At 41.8% G+C, this 17,654-nt stretch carries 14 protein-coding genes and 1 pseudogene; 8 read left to right on the top strand and 7 right to left on the bottom strand.

Annotated features, from left to right (window positions below; genetic code table 11):
• The 4 genes from PGP85_RS01195 to PGP85_RS01210 all read right to left on the bottom strand — a co-directional run bounded on the left by PGP85_RS01195 (position 1) and on the right by PGP85_RS01210 (position 4,070).
• The gene (locus PGP85_RS01195; RefSeq protein ID WP_270325596.1) at positions 1 to 987 is read right to left on the bottom strand and encodes a polyprenyl synthetase family protein; all 987 of its coding nucleotides are present in this window, start codon (positions 985 to 987) and stop codon (positions 1 to 3) included.
• A 20-nt stretch (positions 988 to 1,007) separates the two neighbouring features.
• Complete coding sequence (locus tag PGP85_RS01200) at positions 1,008 to 1,550, bottom strand: Gx transporter family protein (protein ID WP_270325597.1); 543 nt, start codon at positions 1,548 to 1,550, stop codon at positions 1,008 to 1,010.
• An 11-nt stretch (positions 1,551 to 1,561) separates the two neighbouring features.
• Positions 1,562 to 1,975 carry a NusG domain II-containing protein gene (locus PGP85_RS01205; RefSeq protein WP_270325598.1) on the bottom strand — a complete coding sequence of 138 codons (414 nt, stop codon included), beginning with the start codon at positions 1,973 to 1,975 and terminating at the stop codon, positions 1,562 to 1,564.
• A gap of 130 nt (positions 1,976 to 2,105) precedes the next feature.
• Positions 2,106 to 4,070, bottom strand: coding sequence for an FAD-dependent oxidoreductase (locus PGP85_RS01210; RefSeq protein ID WP_270325599.1), 1,965 nt, complete (start codon positions 4,068 to 4,070; stop codon positions 2,106 to 2,108).
• Positions 4,071 to 4,130: 60 nt separating this feature from the next.
• Between PGP85_RS01210 and pplA the strand changes: the two genes are divergently transcribed.
• The 4 genes from pplA to menA (PGP85_RS01230) all read left to right on the top strand — a co-directional run bounded on the left by pplA (position 4,131) and on the right by menA (PGP85_RS01230) (position 8,315).
• Positions 4,131 to 5,030 carry an extracellular electron transfer flavoprotein PplA gene (gene pplA, locus PGP85_RS01215; RefSeq protein ID WP_270325600.1) on the top strand — a complete coding sequence of 300 codons (900 nt, stop codon included), beginning with the start codon at positions 4,131 to 4,133 and terminating at the stop codon, positions 5,028 to 5,030.
• Positions 5,031 to 5,216: 186 nt separating this feature from the next.
• Complete coding sequence (locus PGP85_RS01220) at positions 5,217 to 6,281, top strand: FAD:protein FMN transferase (RefSeq protein ID WP_270325601.1); 1,065 nt, start codon at positions 5,217 to 5,219, stop codon at positions 6,279 to 6,281.
• Positions 6,282 to 6,291: 10 nt separating this feature from the next.
• A complete protein-coding gene (menA, locus tag PGP85_RS01225; RefSeq protein ID WP_270325602.1) occupies positions 6,292 to 7,242 on the top strand; it encodes a 1,4-dihydroxy-2-naphthoate polyprenyltransferase in 951 nt (316 codons plus the stop codon).
• A gap of 86 nt (positions 7,243 to 7,328) precedes the next feature.
• A complete protein-coding gene (gene menA, locus PGP85_RS01230; protein WP_010741995.1) occupies positions 7,329 to 8,315 on the top strand; it encodes a 1,4-dihydroxy-2-naphthoate polyprenyltransferase in 987 nt (328 codons plus the stop codon).
• Between the two features lie 42 nt (positions 8,316 to 8,357).
• Here menA (PGP85_RS01230) and PGP85_RS01235 read toward each other — a convergent pair whose 3' ends face one another.
• A complete protein-coding gene (locus tag PGP85_RS01235; protein WP_010741996.1) occupies positions 8,358 to 9,788 on the bottom strand; it encodes a basic amino acid/polyamine antiporter in 1,431 nt (476 codons plus the stop codon).
• Between the two features lie 378 nt (positions 9,789 to 10,166).
• Here PGP85_RS01235 and PGP85_RS01240 point away from each other — a divergent pair, with 378 nt between their 5' ends.
• Together PGP85_RS01240 and PGP85_RS01245 are read left to right on the top strand one after the other, a co-directional pair.
• Entirely contained in the window at positions 10,167 to 10,703 is a 537-nt protein-coding gene (locus tag PGP85_RS01240; protein ID WP_010741997.1) for a GNAT family N-acetyltransferase, read from the top strand.
• Complete coding sequence (locus tag PGP85_RS01245) at positions 10,700 to 12,505, top strand: hypothetical protein (RefSeq protein ID WP_270325603.1); 1,806 nt, start codon at positions 10,700 to 10,702, stop codon at positions 12,503 to 12,505. Before PGP85_RS01240 ends, PGP85_RS01245 begins: the two co-directional genes overlap by 4 nt.
• A gap of 381 nt (positions 12,506 to 12,886) precedes the next feature.
• On the opposite strand, the pseudogene PGP85_RS01250 reads toward PGP85_RS01245, so the two are convergent.
• A pseudogene (locus tag PGP85_RS01250) lies at positions 12,887 to 13,081 on the bottom strand (hypothetical protein); the annotation flags it as partial.
• Between the two features lie 1,047 nt (positions 13,082 to 14,128).
• Positions 14,129 to 15,208: an iron-containing alcohol dehydrogenase family protein gene (locus PGP85_RS01255; RefSeq protein WP_270325604.1), complete on the bottom strand. Its 1,080-nt coding sequence runs from the start codon at positions 15,206 to 15,208 to the stop codon at positions 14,129 to 14,131.
• Between the two features lie 261 nt (positions 15,209 to 15,469).
• Here PGP85_RS01255 and PGP85_RS01260 point away from each other — a divergent pair, with 261 nt between their 5' ends.
• Both PGP85_RS01260 and PGP85_RS01265 read left to right on the top strand, forming a co-directional pair.
• Positions 15,470 to 16,921: an ABC transporter substrate-binding protein/permease gene (locus PGP85_RS01260; RefSeq protein ID WP_010742001.1), complete on the top strand. Its 1,452-nt coding sequence runs from the start codon at positions 15,470 to 15,472 to the stop codon at positions 16,919 to 16,921.
• A complete protein-coding gene (locus tag PGP85_RS01265) occupies positions 16,914 to 17,636 on the top strand; it encodes an amino acid ABC transporter ATP-binding protein (protein WP_010742002.1) in 723 nt (240 codons plus the stop codon). The genes PGP85_RS01260 and PGP85_RS01265 overlap by 8 nt, the downstream gene beginning before the upstream one ends.
• Positions 17,637 to 17,654 lie beyond the last annotated feature (18 nt).

Here is a 17,654-nt window from a genome sequence, read left to right on the forward strand (position 1 = left end):
TCAGCTTTTGCGTAATAAAATTTGACTCGTCAAGCGTTCAAGTTTTTCTTTTGTGTCAAAATAGTTATCCGGTAATTTGCGAATATCTTTGAGGGCCTGTTCGGTATATTCTGCCGCCAATTGCTGAGCGTAGGTCACGCCGCCTAATTGATGAACCAGTCGTTGAACTTGCCGGGTGTCTTCGTCAGTCATATTCTTTTTCTTTTCCAAGTAAGGCCGCAGCAGTTGATTGTCTTGATTAAGAGCATAAATCAAAGGGAGTGAATAGACTCCTTGCCGCACATCTTCTAAAACGGGTTTACCGAGCATCGCGGCATCGGCCTGATAATCCAGCAGATCATCCATTATTTGAAAAGCGATACCGATATTGTGTCCGATGGTCCCGGCTTTCTTTGCGAAACGTTCGCTATTGCCGCTTTCAAAAGCACCGACAAAACAACTCAAGGCGAACAGCTCCGCGGTCTTGCCTGAGATATTTTCCAAATACTCATCAATCGTTTGATCAAGTTTGTAGCGATCATCCATCTGACCGAGTTCGCCGTCTAAAATTTTCTCCATGCTGCGAGAATTCAGCTGCAGACTTTTTAATGAAGTCGCGTAATCGGATAATAACTTGAAACAGCAAATAAATAAGTAATCTCCCGCATAAACAGCGGTGTCATTGCCAAAAGCGGAACGAATCGTCGGCAGACCGCGGCGCAATTCAGATTCATCAACGATATCGTCATGAATCAAGGTAGCGGTATGCAGCATTTCGATGGAAGCCGCTAGCGAAGTGGCTCTTTTTTCGTCTTGATCGGCTCCGAATTGCGCGAATAATAGCTGATAGGCCGGGCGTAAAAGTTTTCCGCCAGCATGGATCATGTCCAAAACGGCCGACTCAACGTTTTTATTTTTTAATTTGACAACATTTTCCATTAATTGCAGTGTGGTAGTTAATTGTTTAGCAAGATCAGGATAGTCTTGCCACATAGGATGAAGTTTCATTTCGGATAGCCTCCTGATCCTTATTTAGATTTCTTTGTCAGTTCATAATCCAGCTGGAACTTTTGCAGCGCCCGTACATGAACCAGCAGGTAATTTCCTGCAATACCGATCACGATTCCCGCAAGAATGCCAAAGAAAGACATGACAGGCAAGTAGAGCATGACTGTCCAGGATTGCGCAATCCAGCTAGCGACTAAGAGTTGACCGACATTATGAAGAAAACCGCCGGCCGCGCTAATCCCTATGATGCTGACGCGCTTAGGCCCAAGGCTTTTAACTAAAAGCATTCCAAAATAGCTCAGCATTGAACCGCTCATACTATATAAAAATGTCGAGATGGTCCCGCCTAAAAGGGTCGTCAAAATCAGACGCATCCAAATTAAGCGAAAGCTGTCTCTTTTTGGCATCGTAAAGAGGGCCACGATCGTAATCAGATTGGCGAGTCCGAGTTTTGCACCTGGCGCAAAGGCGAAAGGCGATGGAAACATATTCTCGATTAAACCCAGGATAACCCCTTGGGCCACTAAGAGTGCTATGTAAATCAACTTTTGTGTTTTATTCATAATGAAAGCAGCTAATAAATGACACTGCCGGGTTCCCCTCCGTCTGAGGATTTTATTTCGATTAATAATTTATGCGGCAGACAAACAATCGTTTCGCCAGACTGATCGATCCATCCGCGTCGTACACAGATTTGATCGCCGCAATCCGCTTCCTTAATACGAATTCGTTTGCCTTTGACTTCGATTAAATTATAGTCGCCATCTACGTCTTCGTAGCGATAGGTATAGGCCTGAGAGCTGTCCGTGAGATCGAAGGTTTTGATTTTCTTCCCGTCGACTGAAAGAACCGCCTCTTGTGTAGGGCTAGTCGCACGATTGAGACTGAAGACCACAACTGGAGCAAAGGAGAGTAGAACTAGGATTAAAACGATAATGCCGTCCCATGGCCGCAGCAGGCTATTCTTTGCGAAATCCTTCAGTTTCAATACTTCCACTCCTTTTTCTTGATATCTAGCTAAGCGAACGAGTTAATGAAGCTTTCCTTATCATAACATAAAGAAAGTTCTAAAGAGGATAGGTAAGCCCCTTAGAACTTTCTTTTACTAGTGATAAAAATTAGTTCGAACTGTTTTTTCCGTAAATCGATCTTGGCGCTCCATACCACCATTTGCCAGCGGTACGCTGAATCCAAGGAATCACCCAGCGATCAAGTCCCAGAGCACGACCTGAACCGTTCATCAAAGCAAAAGCAACGGGTACGAACCAAATGTTCACCCAGTAGAACATGCCTGATAGACAGAAGGCGATAACTAAACCGATCGTAGCAGCATTGGCTAACCAAGTAAATAGGCCAAAAATCAAGGCCAACGCGATTCCGATTTCAACAAAGGTCATGAATTTTTGCATGAATAAAGCAACATCTTTATTCGGCATCATGAATTCCATGATTTTTGCGAACCAGTGAGGCATTTTTTCAAAGACCGGCATTGGATTTTCACCAAAGGTATAGTTGAAACCAAAATGTGTTGCTTGCGTAGCGGTAGCGGCTACAGCATCCGTTGCTCCGCCAGCAGCGCCAGTTGCCGCCGTCGTTGCTTCGGCTGCATGAGCCCCCGCCGCAGATGCACCCGTTGTGACTTGTTCTTGCAGCCAAGGGAAAGGGAAGACGACTTTATCAGTAAACCATGAGCCGCTGCCAAACCAAGAGCTTGGATTCAAATAACTGCCATCGCCAACCACTTTTTTCGAGGCTTCGATCAGCCACATTGAACCGTAGAAGACACGTAATGGAACGCTCCACAAAACGTTTCCGTAACGAGAAGAGTGTCCGCGTGTCACATTGCGATCGTTTTTGATATGGAAGAATTCGTGCATCATGTATTGGAACATATAATAGCCAGAACGCATATCAAAGAAGTATTTCAAATTGACGATGTGTTTCATCACGATTGCCATGAAGCCGGCCAAGTGAACTTTGTCCATTAAGTTGGCAACACCCCATTTAGAACCGATAGAAACCATAAATCCTTGGTAGTTGCTCTTGAACTCATGCTTTTGCGTATTTTTGATTTTTGCGACAATATTTGCTGCGGCAGTGTGAGCCGTTTGTTCCGCAGCTTGAACGATTTGCGGCGTTGGTTTGCCATCGCCATTTTCTTCGTAATGGACTAAATCACCAACAATGTAGATATCTTTGTCTTCGTAACCCTTAGCCTGCATGTATTCATTCGCGTACAGACGCTGACCGCGTGCAGATTCTAATCCGAAGTCGGCTGCATCAGTCGTACCCTTAACACCAGCAGTCCAAATCAACGTGTTCGTTGGAATTTGCGAACCGTCTTTTAAGACGATATGATCTGCGGTTACTTGTGTGATGGGAGATCCTTTTGTCAGCTGGATGCCTTTTTTCATCATGAAGCGTTCGGCTTTTTCGGCATCTTTGCGATCTAGCATATTCAAAATAGTCGGAAGGGCTTCCACGACCATTAAAGAAAACTCTTCAGGACGCAACTTATGTTCCTTCGCCAGAACATCTTTCCATTCCATCAATTCACCGATCATTTCGATTCCAGTGAAGCCAGAACCGCAGACGACAAAGGTCAGCATCGCACGGCGAATCGCTTCATCTGGTTCAAGCGCCGCCTTAGCTACGGTATCTTCGATATGTTTTCTGATCTTGATCGCATCTTCCATCGACCATAAGGTAAATCCGTGTTCCTTAACACCGGGAGTACCGAAATCGTTAGGTTCGCCGCCCATACCGATGATCAATTGATCAAAAGGATACTTTCCTAATTTGGTTTTGACGATTTTTTTCTCTTTATCGATGCCGATAACCGTATCCGTTACGAGTGAAACGTTTTTCTTTCGTGCAAATAGACGCTGTAGGTCATATTGCACAGCTTCGGGTTCAACCCGTCCACCAGCCACTTCGTGTAATTCGGTCATCATTGTATGGTAAGAGTGACGATCGATCAAGGTGATCTCAACGTCGTCTTTTTTTAACTTTTTGGCCATGAATTTCGTTGCTGCAACACCTGCATACCCTGCACCCACAACGACAATCTTCTGTTTCGCCATTTGATTTAGAATGATTCTTGTTTAATGAATCACAAAAAAAGAAAAAGGTGGAGTTAAATCATGAAAATGAAAAAAATAGTATCCGGGTTTGCGGTTGTGGCATTTTCAACAGTGGCTTTAGCAGCTTGTGGCGGAAATAATGACAAGGAAGCCTCATCAAGTTCTTCAGCGAGCTCTTCTGAAGCAGTCAAGCCAGCAGAAAAAGAAGCGGGCGGCGATTTAAAAGACGGCACTTATAAATTAGAAGAAAAGAATTACGATCACGGTTATCGGGTTGTTTTTGATATGACGGTTAAAGACGGAAAAATTACGAAATCAAATTATGATTACCTGAATGAAGATGGGAAATCTAAACAAAAAGATGCTGAATACGAAAAAAGCATGAAAGAAAAAACCAAAACTGGTCCAAAAGAATACATTCCAGCATTGAATAAATCATTAGAACAAACGCAAAATCCAGATGCAGTAGAAGTTGTTACGGGTGCAACGCATTCAAGTGAAAACTTCAAAAATTACTCACAACAATTAGTTCAAGCTGCTCAAGCAGGCGATACGAACACGATTGAAATCGACAACGGCGCAGCATTGAAAGACGGTACGTATAAATTAGAAGAAAAGAACTATTCTAACGGCTACCGCACAGTGTTTAGCTTGACTGTTGCTGGCGGAAAAATCACTGAATCTAACTTCGACATGATCGACAAAGATGGTAAATCTAAAAAAGATGACGCGGATTATGAAAAGAACATGAAGGCTAAAAGCGGTGTAGGTCCAAAAGAATACATTGAACAATTAAACAAAGGCTTAGTTGAAAAAGGTGCTCCTGCTGACGTTGAAGTTGTGACAGGTGCGACTCATTCTTCACACGCATTCCAAACGTATGCTGCACAATTAGTGAACGCAGCTGAAAAAGGAAACACTACTGCCATTCAAGTGGACAATATCGTAACTAAAAAATAATTCCGGTACATGACGGAATGTTTGAAGGGTTTGTGGCAGATCAGTCACAGACCCTTTTTGTCAAGGATGCGTTATTAGTCTGATCATACAGCAGGTCTACTATTTAAAAAATCGGCGTGGTAAAGTTGTCAGAAAAACGCTATGATAAGGTGAAAAAAATATTGAATAGATAAAGGAAGTAGTTACGTGAAGAAGCGCATACTAGTATTATTTTTTGGTTTAATTGCAATCATTTTAACGGCTTGCGGCAGCAGTCAACCGAAAATAAACGAAAAGCCTTATGAAGATAAACAGTTTTTAATGGGTACATATGTCCAAATTCGTATTTACGATGATGGCAAGAAGAGCGCGTTGAAGCCGGCCTTTAATCGAGTGAAGGAATTGGCTGATAAGATCACCGTTAACCAAGAGGGGTCAGAAATCGATGAAATCAATAAACAGGCAGGGATAAAACCCGTCAAAGTAACAAATGATATGTACTATTTATTGAAGGAAGCTTATAAATATAGTCAGGATTCCAAAGGCGGCTTCGATATGGCGATCGGTTCGATTACATCATTATGGCGAATTGGTTTTCCTGATGCCCGTAAACCGGCACAAAGTGAGATTGATCAGGCCTTGAAATTGGTGAATTATCATGACGTGGAATTTAATGACGCTGAAAAGACGGTCTATTTGAAACAAGCAGGGATGAAATTAGATTTGGGCGCGATTGCTAAAGGCTACATTACCGATGAAGTCGTGAAAGTCTTGAAAGAAAATGATGTAACGACCGCGATTATTGACCTTGGCGGAAATGTTTTTGTGATGGGACACAGTCCCCGCGGTGATCAAGATGAAGACTGGACTGTAGGAATTCAAGATCCAAATCAAGCACGTAACGTGGTGTTGGGAAGTGTTCCTGAGAGCAATATGTCGTTAGTAACTTCGGGGATTTATGAACGTTACTTGGAAGCAGATGGAAAGACGTATCATCATCTGTTTAATCCAAAGACCGGTTATCCCTTCGACAATGACATCGCCGGCGTAACGATCGTCTCTAAAAAATCGATCGATGGCGACGGACTGTCCACCGCAGTCTTTTCAATGGGAGTCAAAGACGGCTTGAAATATGTCGAAGAGTTGAAGGACACGGAGGCGATCTTTGTCACGCGTGACGATAAAGTGTATGTAACTTCTGGTTTGAAGGATCGTTTTGAATTGAACAAAGAAGCGGGTTACAAAATGGGCAACGATAAGGATTTGAAATAGGGAGCATGCCATGACAAGAAAAAGTTTTTTTGACTTAGTAGAGATCCGAACCAAGTTGGCGAGTCTATTTCCATTTGTGATCGCGGTATTGTTTACCAACACATATTTTCATTCCTTTCATTGGGGCAAGACCTTGTTCTTCTTTTTTGGAATGATCGCTTTTGACATGGCGACGACTGCAATCAACAATTATATGGATTTCCGCAAAGCACATTCTAAGGAATATAAGTATCAAGAAAATATCATCGGCAAAGATCAGCTGTCTGAAAAAACAGTCGTGATGATCATTTTCGGTCTGATCGGTTTCGCCGCCGTTGTTGGACTTACGTTAGCGATCCAAACGGGCTGGCTGCTGCTGGTTATGGGCTGTGCTTGTTGTTTCATCGGTGTATTCTATACATTTGGTCCAATCCCGTTATCACGTATGCCTTTAGGTGAAGTGTTCAGCGGTGTGACGATGGGCTTAGGGATATTTGCGATCACGATTTATTTGAACACGTACGATCAAAAGCTCTTTTATATGGATTTAGACTTTAATCGTTTTGCGATTACCGGCAGTACGACGGCTGCACTTGCGGTAGTTTGGGCATCGCTGCCGTTGATTGCGACGATTGCTAATATCATGCTGGCGAATAATATCTGTGATTTGGATCAGGATATCGCGAATCATCGGTATACCTTGCCTTTTTACCTAGGCAAAAAGAATGCCGTGATTTTATTCAATGGCTTGATGTACAGTTCGTATCTGGCAATTGCCATCGGTTGGATCGCTGGAATCTATCAATGGCCGATTTTATTAGTTTTCTTGAGTCTATTAAAAGTCTATCCGCAAACAAAAGCTTTTACGAAAGAGCAGATTAAGAGTAAAACGTTTGCGATGTCGATTAAGAATTTAGTCACATTCAATGGCTGTTACGCACTAGGGCTGTTGGTCACGTTGCTTTGGCAATCTTTCAGTTAATTAAAAGTCTCGCTGCCACCTAGATTTTTAGGTGGTGGTAGGATTTATGGACAGAAATAGGAAATTTTGCAGGTTGGGGGTTCAATATGGAAGACACTAAGCGGCTAAGGGCAGCGCAGAATAAAATGACCAAGGAAAATTTCTTTGAACTTGTGCAAATACGCACAAAATTTGCTGGGATATTTCCTTTTGTGATCGCCGTACTATTTACGAATACGTATTTCCACTCGTTTCATCCGGGGAAAACACTGGTCTTCTTTTTCGGAATGTTTGCCTTTGATTTAGCCATCACCGCCATCAATAATTATATGGATTTTCAAAAGGCGCACTCTGAAAAATATAAATATGAAGAGAATGTCATTGGTCGAGAAAACCTATCGGAGAAACAAATTCAGCGTCTGATTTTCGGACTGGTTGGTTTTTCAGCAATCGTGGGGATTGTCTTGGTTATTCAAACTGGCTGGCTGCTTTTGCCAATGGGGGCGGCGTGTTTCTTTGTCGGCATATTTTATACGTATGGTCCGATCCCGCTTTCTCGCATGCCGTTGGGGGAGATTTTCAGCGGAGTAACGGAAGGCTTAGGGATTTTTGCGATTACGATTTACTTGAATACCTACGACCAGCGGCTCTTTTTTATGGATTTGGATTTCAACCACTTTGCAGTGACAGGAGATACGATGGCTGTGATCGCGGTTATTTGGGCAGCATTGCCCTTGATGCTGACGATCGCGAATATCATGTTGGCAAATAATCTGTGTGACCTAGAGCAGGATGTTCAAAACCAGCGCTATACCTTGCCATTTTATATTGGGCGCGAGTGGGGTGTTCGGTTGTTTAACGGATTGATGTACAGCTGCTATGCGGCAATTATCATTGGCTGGATTGGCGGAATTTATCAATGGCCGATCTTACTAACGTTTATTAGTCTGCTAAAAGTTTTTCCGCAAACGCAGATTTTTACTAAAGAGCAGATCAAAAGCAAAACATTTCCAATGGCCGTTGAAAATCTGATCGTATTTAATAGCTGCTATGCAGTTGGACTTTTAGCTACGATGATTTTGCAACTTATATAATAGAAGAAAGGCGGCAGTGATCAAAAATCACTGCCGCCTTTCTTACCCTAATTGTATCAAAAAGACAATCAAACTAAGCAACCCAAAACTTGTAACGATCGCGAATAGAATTTTGTCTCGTTTCGTCGTGAAGACGGGGCGATGATAGGTGTGGCTGTTCCAAAACCAAAAGACAAAACCGAGCGCATAGATTCCGATACAGTAGAGCAAGTTCAGAATCCCTGATGAATACAACATATAGATCCCGTAAATAATTCCGCCAACGGCTAAAAATTGCTGACTCTTATGTTGTTTGCCTTTGGCGACCTGCCATAAGAAGGCGGCAGATAAAACATAAGGAACAAGAACCATCGTCGTTGCGGTATCAGTCACGGACTGAAAAGCGTCCATCGCCCAGCGAGATATCAAAAAGACGATCTGCATAATGACGCCATTAAGGACTAAGGCGTTTACCGGCGCATTTTGTTTGTTGGCCTTTCCTAAGAAAGCCGGAAACATCTTGTCTTGTGCAGCATCAAAAGAAATTTCCGCTGCTAAGATAGTCCAGGAAATCCAAGCACCCAAGACTGAAATGATCACACCAATATTGATCATTTGCCCGGCCCAAGCGCCAGTTGATGCTCGCAGAACCCCGCTTAATGAAGGGCTAGGCAAGTTTGCCAGCTGTTCTTGCGGCAACGAACCAAAGCTAAGCATGACGATCAATACATAGATCGCCAGTGTTACACTGTAGCCGATCAAGGTTGCCCGACCGACATCGCGGGCACGTTTTGCCCGACCAGATAGGACAACGGCACCTTCAATCCCGACGAAAACCCACATTGTTTGCAGCATTGCGTGGCGAATTTGGGTAGGAATGCTGCCTAATTTTTGCCCGTTCATCATCATATTTTTAGCGAAAACATCCATTGAAAAGGTCTGATACTTAAAATGAACAAATAAAAGAAAAATTGCTAATAAAATTGGAACCACTTTTGCACTTGTCGCAATCGTGTTTAAAATACTAGCCGTTCGAATGCCGCGAGCGACTAAGAAAATGACGCCCCAGATCATAAAGGTTCCTAAAAATAATCCGATCCGACCACCTGAACCACCAATCGCCGGAATAAACTTGCTTAATGCATCTAGAAATAAGATGACAAAAGAGACATTTCCGATAATATTACTCAGCCAATAGCCCCAAGCGGAGTTAAAGCCGATATAATCACCAAAACCATCTTTAGCATAATAATAAATTCCGCCGATGATCTCGGGCTCCTCTCTCGAAAGAGTTTGAAAAACTTTCGCGATAAAGAATACACCGATTCCGGTAATCAGCCAGGCTAATAATGAAGCGATAACACCGGCGGATTGCGAAATACTGCTGGGCAGATTAAAAACGCCGCCCCCCAGCATCGAGCCGATGACGATCATACTCAAGCCCAATAAACTCATTTCCTTTGTGTGATTATCGGGCGTTTGATTCTGTTCCATAAATACCCTCCTATAGAAACACTGTTTCTATTCAAGCATATTTCACTAAAAATAACCAGAAGGAAGAGGTGAAACTACGCGCTTTTAACTTAGAGAATCGCCACTTATTTTTAATCAAATTTTCCGTTTCCGTTATTCATTGATTGTTAGAAAAACTTGGTTAAAACAACCTGCTACCGATTGAGTTGTCTCGTTTTATCAAATTGAGTGATTCATCTGTTATTGTTGCCATCACTATGTCAACTAAGGTAGATATGAGTAGAAGCCTTGAATTAATAATAGGCGGATGATTATCTAAAGATTTGTTTGCGTCTTTTTTAGATAGGGTGTTTTTTTATTTAACAGAGTGATAGAATTGAACCAGCAAGGAGGTCCAAGATGATTGAAATTCGAGTAGCAACACGTGCAGATGCGTCTGCACTAGCAGCGATTTATGCACCATACGTTAAAGAAACCACCATTACGTTTGATTATGATGTACCTAGTGAAGCGGATTTTGTTCAGAAAATAGAGGAAACGGTTACTGCTTATCCTTATTTTGTGGCAGAGGATGATGGCGTAATTTTAGGTTACGCTTATGCCCACGCTTATAAAGAGCGGGCCGCCTATGATTGGGCAGTGGAGGTGAGCGTCTATGTTGATCGCGATAAACGCGGCAATGGCGCCGGAAAATTATTGTATCAGGCCTTAGAAGATGCCTTGAGAAAACAAAACATAGCGATTTTAACCGCATGTATTACTGGTGGAAATCAAGGAAGTATCCATTTCCACGAGAAGCTTGGCTATCAAAAAGTCGCTCAGTTTCCTAAAATCGGCTACAAATTTGAAAAATGGCTGGATGTCATTTGGCTGGAAAAATTCTTAACTGAGGTTGAAGGGGATCTGCCGCCTTTTATCCCTTTTTCTAAATTATGAAGCTAAAAGAACGGTTTCCGTTTATCGCAACGACCAAAGGAAAAGTTTTTGTCGGTTTTGTGGCCTTGGCTATAATTTTTAGACTCGTCATCGCGGCGGAAATGCCGGTCAAAATTTATATGCAGGCGGGGTATGACGATGCGCTTTCGATCAACCAAGCATTGACTATTCTTGCCGGAAAGTGGCTAGGGGCTTACAATGCCGGAACGCTGACCAAGGGATTATCCTTTACCTTCTTTTTGATTGCTAATCACTTTTCGCAGCTTTCTTATCCGTTGTTTTTGTGTCTATTCAACATTGGGGCGGCCTTTGCTATAGTCAGAGCATTGACTCCCTTGATCAGAAACAGCTATCTAAGTGGTTTGAGCTTTCTATTTCTCATTTTTTCCCCCGCGACGTTGGCTTCGGAATTTTCGCTGCGGGTTTACCGGAACAGTTTAGTTTTTGCGGCTGTACTATTTGTTTTAGCAGGAGTACTCGGCCTTTATTTACGCAGAAAAGATACGATTAAGCGGCGGCTTCCATGGTCAATTGTGCTGATGATCGCTTTTCCGTTCTTTTGGTTTTTGCGGGAGGATTCCATTTGGCTAGTGCCACTTTATCTGGTGGCGACGATTTGTACACTTTTTGGGATCATCGTACAGGATCGTCGGCTAGGGACAACTTTTAAAGAAAAATGTCGTAATTTTGGACGTTCATTGAAGGCGGCGAGTAAGAAGAAAATAGGTATGAATATTTTGCTGTTGCTCGCACCTGTGCTGTTAACGTTAGGAGAGTCATTGGTGATCTCCAAAATCAATGAGGAGCATTATGGGATCTTTACCACTAATGATCGTACGAAGACATCCTTTGCTAAGCTGACGGAAAATTTGATTCAAATCGACAACAGCAAGTATGATTCCCGATCAATTGCTGAAAACAGCGGTATCTGGGTCTCAAAGAAAACCTTAGCTCAGGCACAAAAGGTATCACCAACGCTGGCCAAATACCATGAGGGTATTAATTGGATGGTGAAGGATTCCATTTGGCCTGAATCTTGGCCAGTTGAAAATGGAGAGTTACCGGGAGATATGTTTGTCTGGGGGCTGAGAGAAATGTTCCAACGGGCAGGATTGTATAAAGACGGTCGGGAAAACGAAAAAGTTTTCAAAAAAATCAATCAGGAATTAGAAAAAGGCTTCGAGACTGGTCAATTGACTAAGAAAAAAATGCTGTTTGTTTCGAAGCAGAGTAATGGAAAAAAACTGGAAGATCTAGGGAAAGTACTCAATTATATGGGTGCCGGTGGCATCGAGACAATCCTTTATAAGAGCTATCGAACAGATTATGGCGGTTCAATCTTTGTCGCCAACCAACCTGCGCAGGTCATTCTGAATTTGATTAATGTCAAGTCAGTCTCGACTATCAAAAAAGGAATGGAAGCTGAAGCGAAGCGAACAAAACCTTTGGTGCGGATTATTAACGGCCTTATTTGGCTATATCGGATCCTATCGCCGATTCTCTTGCTTATCAGTTTAGGCGCCATATTGAAGTTTATTATGATCTATTTCAAAAAGAACGAGACGCGAACCATTTTGGCTGACTATTTGATTATTTTCCTAGGATTGTTGCTGACGTATACCGTCTATCTCTTCGGCGTTTCATGGTTTGCTACCTGGGCGCCGGGCGGAAAAGGCTTGTTCATGTTTTTCTACACAGGAGCAGGTGTTCCTTTGCTGCAAGTGGTCGAGATACTAGGCATCGCATTGGTCGTAAGAAATGTCAGAGGAAAATTATTCGAAAGCACAGCTGAAATAAATTAGATCCAGCTAACCATATTCTAATTAAATTCAATAAGAATTGTTACGTTCCTATACCAATGGTTTGCTATCCTTGCATTGTAAAAGTGAGGAGGGCCCTAATAGCACAATGAAACCAGAGAGGAACACTTCGAAAAACGAAGTAAAAACCACCGACTTTCTATTAGAAATGTTGGCGTTGTTCATTCTAATTTTCTTAACTATTTATGCCATTAGAACCGGGAAGATTTTTTAAAAAAGAAAATATGTATTAGCTGTTCGGTTATTAGAAAAAGCAAAGACCTTGATTTCAAGGGCTTTGCTTTTTTGATTTTATTCAAATCTACAATATTTCTCATAGCGGAATTTAATTACGATGTCAGGTTGTAGTGTGGAGTTAATTAATTATGGCTGAATCCCATATTTTGAGATTCCCAATTGAACTTCTCCAGAAGTCTTGTGTGTGGTGGTTCGTAAAGCTTCTTCCTCAGACATTCCATTTCGTACTTTCCAAGCGACAGGAGACATCCCATACTTATTAACAAAATCTGTTAATGATAAATTGTCAGCGTCTTGTTGAGCAGATGATTGTTGATTTTCAACAGCAGGTTCTGGCGTTTGTGGAGAGTAAGTTGGTGCGCTTCCGTTAGCAAAATCACTAGCCTCCTGTTCGGTTGCGCCTTTTTCAATCGCTTCTTGATATCTGGCATCCCTGATATTTGCATTATGGTCACCGTAGCCAGTTCCTTGTGGCATAGAAGGTTGGGTGCTGTTATTGACAGATGCATTATTACTGTCTGTTGTCGAAGAAGTGCTTGAATGCGTAGTATTAGTAAAGTTTGTATGTGTAAGAGTTAAACCAGCGGAATCAACGTACTTTTGTACAAGATCTTGCGACAAGTCACCATTAAATTGCATTAAAATTTTTTTCTTTTCATTCGTTGCAGTATATGAAAAAGCGATTGCTGACTCTTTACCTAAATCATCATAATAGGTTTTAGTTTTATTTAAATCTTTAGTATTGTCAAAAGAGAAAATTCGAGCATTCATATATTCATTTTCATCGTCCTTTTGAATACCGAAAATATAAGCCTCTTTAGCGGACATAGGAGCCATTCCAAAGTCATCTTTTGTCATAGATTTAGAGGCTTCTACAGTTAGCCCATCTATTTTGAATTTGTTAATAATTGCTTCTAAGTTTTCTGTTGCCTTTTTCTGTCTTGAACTGCTAGTTGTTAATTTTGCCCTTGTCGAATCCGTTGATTCTGCTTTTTTATTAGTTGAACAGGCGGAAAGGACAAGGACAGAGCATACCAATAATACGATGTTAAACTTTTTCATTGCTAATCTCCTTCAAAGTTTTTCAATAGCACATTTTTGTATCAATTTCCAAATAACCATTGGATCGATTCTCTATAGTGTTTATTATATCGGAAAAAAACTCCTGTCACGAAAAAAAGTTTATCTAACACATAGAGTAGAGTGATGTGTTATGAACAGAATTAGTAGACCTGCTATATGATTAGGGCAGAAAGATTATTAATAAATAAATGATATACCCTGATTGGCTTTTATCATTAGAAAAGAAAAAAATTTTTTCAAAAACAAAAAAAGAGAACTTGCGAATTCTGCAAGTTCTCTTCGTCATTAGCGGGTAAATTCTTCCAAGGTCTTCATTTTTTGAATCACTAGGTCTGGAGTGATCGTTTCTTTCATGAGATGGATCATCTCGCCGGGGGCGCACGCGCGCTCGGCGACGGCTTGGTAATCTTCTTCTGTTAAATGCATACCTAAATCAACGAGATTTGTTGGTAATTTTAATTGGTGGTAAAAAGGTAACAGATTTTTGATTTCAGTTAATTCATCTTCAATCATCAATTGAACTAGAATTCCGTAGGCGACTTTATTTCCGTGAAGTTGCTGGTGACTATCGGGTAAGACAGTCAGGGCATCGTGGATCGAATGCGCCCCAGCGGTACGTCCATATTCATCACCAAATCCGCCGACCATACCAGCCAATAAGATGTTCGTCTCAACGACATCGATAAAGGCTTGGTTCATTTCTTGCGTATCCATCGCCACTAAGGCTTCAGTACTCTTTTCTAAAAGAATCTCACGACATTTTTTTGCGGCAAATTCAGCGACTTGAACTTCGACCGGCTTTACCTCTAATTGAGAAATAATCGCGTGGGATTCGTACCATTTTGCTAAGGTATCCCCAATACCGGCGATCATCAATTCTCGTGGGGACTGCAAGATAATTGCTGGATCAATCAGCACTAGATCGCTGGCTTTTGGAAAGATATCGTAGCGAAGCATCACATCGGCTTCATCATAAATTACACTCAAAGGCGTATAAGCGGCACAAGTGGCAGCTAAAGTAGGCAAGATTAGGATTGGCAAATGTACCTTATAGGCAACGAACTTTCCTAGATCGGCGACTTTTCCGCCGCCCACAGCGATGATGCCGTCAAATTGTTCCTCCATGCATAAAGACGCAAATTTTTCAGCGGCAGAATCTGTACATTGACCGCCGTAATAATGAAAAGCTTTTGTTATTGATAACTCAGGAAAGTAAGTCTTTACAGCTGCCCAGGATTTTTCGCCGTGCAGAATGAGAACTTTTTTGATATTTCTTCTATTAAGGTGGGACTCCAATGATTTCCAAGCCTCTTTTTTTAGCTCGTATTCTTGCGGAGCGCCCCGTACAATCAATTGTTTTGTCATCGTAAAACTTCTTTCATTATTTTTTTAGATAATTCTTTTTTTATTATAACTAGTGTGGTAGTATAAGTGCAAGTTCTTTTTGAATAATTATTCTTTAATTGTTCCTGTACTTATATTATTATTCAAAAAGAAGTGTCGGTCGTGAATGTCGCCGAAAAGAGAAATTCGGTTTTAATGTCACAGCAAGACACATAAATGAGTGCCAGACTAGTTTTTCGCCAGAGAAATTAGTTCATTTAATAGTAAGAAGGAGTGGGATGGATGAAGAAAAAAATTGGAGCACTAGTAACAGTGCTGCTGATGTTGCTGAGTTTTTTACCAGCAAAAGCGCAAGGGGCAGAGAAAGATGAGATATACGAGCGCATTCAGCAGAGCGGTGAATTAGTTGTAGGGCTATCGGCAGATTATGCGCCTTATGAATTTCACGCGGATGTAGATGGAACCGATAAAATCGTTGGTTTTGATATATCGATCGCTAAAAAAATCGCTAAAGATATGGGCGTGAAGCTGAAAATCGAGGAATTAGGTTTTGATGCTTTACTAGGCGCCTTGAAGACCGGCAAGATCGACTTGGTTATTTCTGGTATGTCGATCACGGAAGAACGACTAAAGGAAGTCGATTTCTCTGATCCATATTTTGTCGTGCAGCAAAAAGTATTGGTTCGTAAAGGGGATAAAAATAAATACAAAACAACAGCAGATTTTAACGGCGTACCTGTTGGCGCCCAGAAACAAACAACACAAGAGGATCTAGTTAAAAATGAATTAACTGGTGCTGATCCGACGTCGTTGCAAAAAGTTCCAGACTTGATCAATAATTTATTGAATAAAAAAGTTGAGGCCGTGGTATTAGAGCAGCCAGTAGCTGAAGCTTATGTCCAACAAAGCGACAATGTTGAATTGGCGCCGGTGAAGTTTGAACAGGGTGAAAAGGTCACAGCTATTGCCATGTCAAAAAATACGCCGGAGTTGAAAAAGCATGTCAATGCGTCGATCAAAACGATCAATGACAAAGGTTTGTTGAAGGGCTATCAAAAGGAAGCCAATGAATTGATGTTCCAAGGCGAAAAATCCTTCTTGCAAAAATATGGCCCGTATTATTTAAACGGTGCGAAATATACAATTTTGCTGGCGTTTGTCGGGGTATTATTTGGTTTGATCTTCGGTAGTTTGCTAGCGCTGATGAAACTTAGCAAGAGCAAAATCTTGAAGGCCCTTGCCGTTATCTACATTGAATATGTTCGTGGTACGCCGCTTTTGGTACAAATTTTTATCGTTTATTTTGGGACTGGAGTTATCGGTTTAGATCTGTCGAAATTATTAGCAGGTTGTATTGCGGTCTCCTTGAATAGTGCTGCGTATGTCGCGGAAATTGTTCGGGCAGGGATCAATGCGGTGAACAAAGGTCAAATGGAAGCGGCTCGTTCGCTGGGGATGAACCAAAAAGAAGCGATGCGCTACATCGTCTTCCCACAGGCAATCAAAAATATTTTACCAGCCTTAGGGAACGAATTTGTAACGATCATCAAGGAATCATCTGTCGTTTCGGTTATCGGGGTGTCAGAATTGATTTTCCAAACAGGAGTAGTACAAGGAGCCAGCTTCAAGCCGTTCTTGCCATATGTTTTGGTATCGCTGATCTACTTCGTATTGACCTTCTGTATTTCCCGTCTATTAGGGTTAGTTGAAAGGAGAATGGGTCTGAATGATTAATGTAAAACAACTGTCAAAAAGTTTTGGCGATAATGAAGTGTTAAAATCGATTGATCTTGAGGTCAAAGATGGAGAAGTAGTTGTAATCATCGGACCTTCGGGAAGCGGGAAAAGTACGATTTTGCGCTGCTTGAATTTATTAGAGGAACCGACCTCCGGCGAGATCTTTTTCGAAGGGCAAAATATTACCGCCCCTGATAGCAATATCGATCAGATTCGTCAAAAGATGGGAATGGTATTCCAAAGCTTTAATTTGTTCCCGCATATGAGTGTTTTGGATAATTTGACCATCACACCAGTGAAAATAAAAAAAGAAGATGCGACGAAAGCCAAAGAGCAGGCCATGGCGTTGTTAGATCAAGTCGGTTTGAAGGAAAAAGCCGACAGCTTCCCGTCCAGTTTATCTGGCGGACAGCAGCAGCGGGTAGCAATCGCTCGGGCATTAGCGATGAACCCAGATGTAATGCTGTTTGATGAACCAACCTCAGCGTTGGACCCGGAAATGGTCGGTGAAGTACTGGCTGTTATGCAGGATTTGGCTAAAAAAGGGATGACGATGGTCGTTGTGACTCATGAAATGGGTTTTGCCAAAGAAGTGGCAGACCGTGTGATCTTCATGGCGGACGGAGTCATTCAAGAAGAAGGAACACCAGAGGAAATCTTTGATCATCCGCAAAATAGTCGGACGCAGGATTTCTTGAATAAGGTATTGTAAATTAACGAGGTGAGCAAG

This window comes from Enterococcus malodoratus (genome assembly GCF_027659535.1).
Classification (GTDB): Bacteria; Bacillota; Bacilli; order Lactobacillales; family Enterococcaceae; genus Enterococcus_A; species Enterococcus_A malodoratus.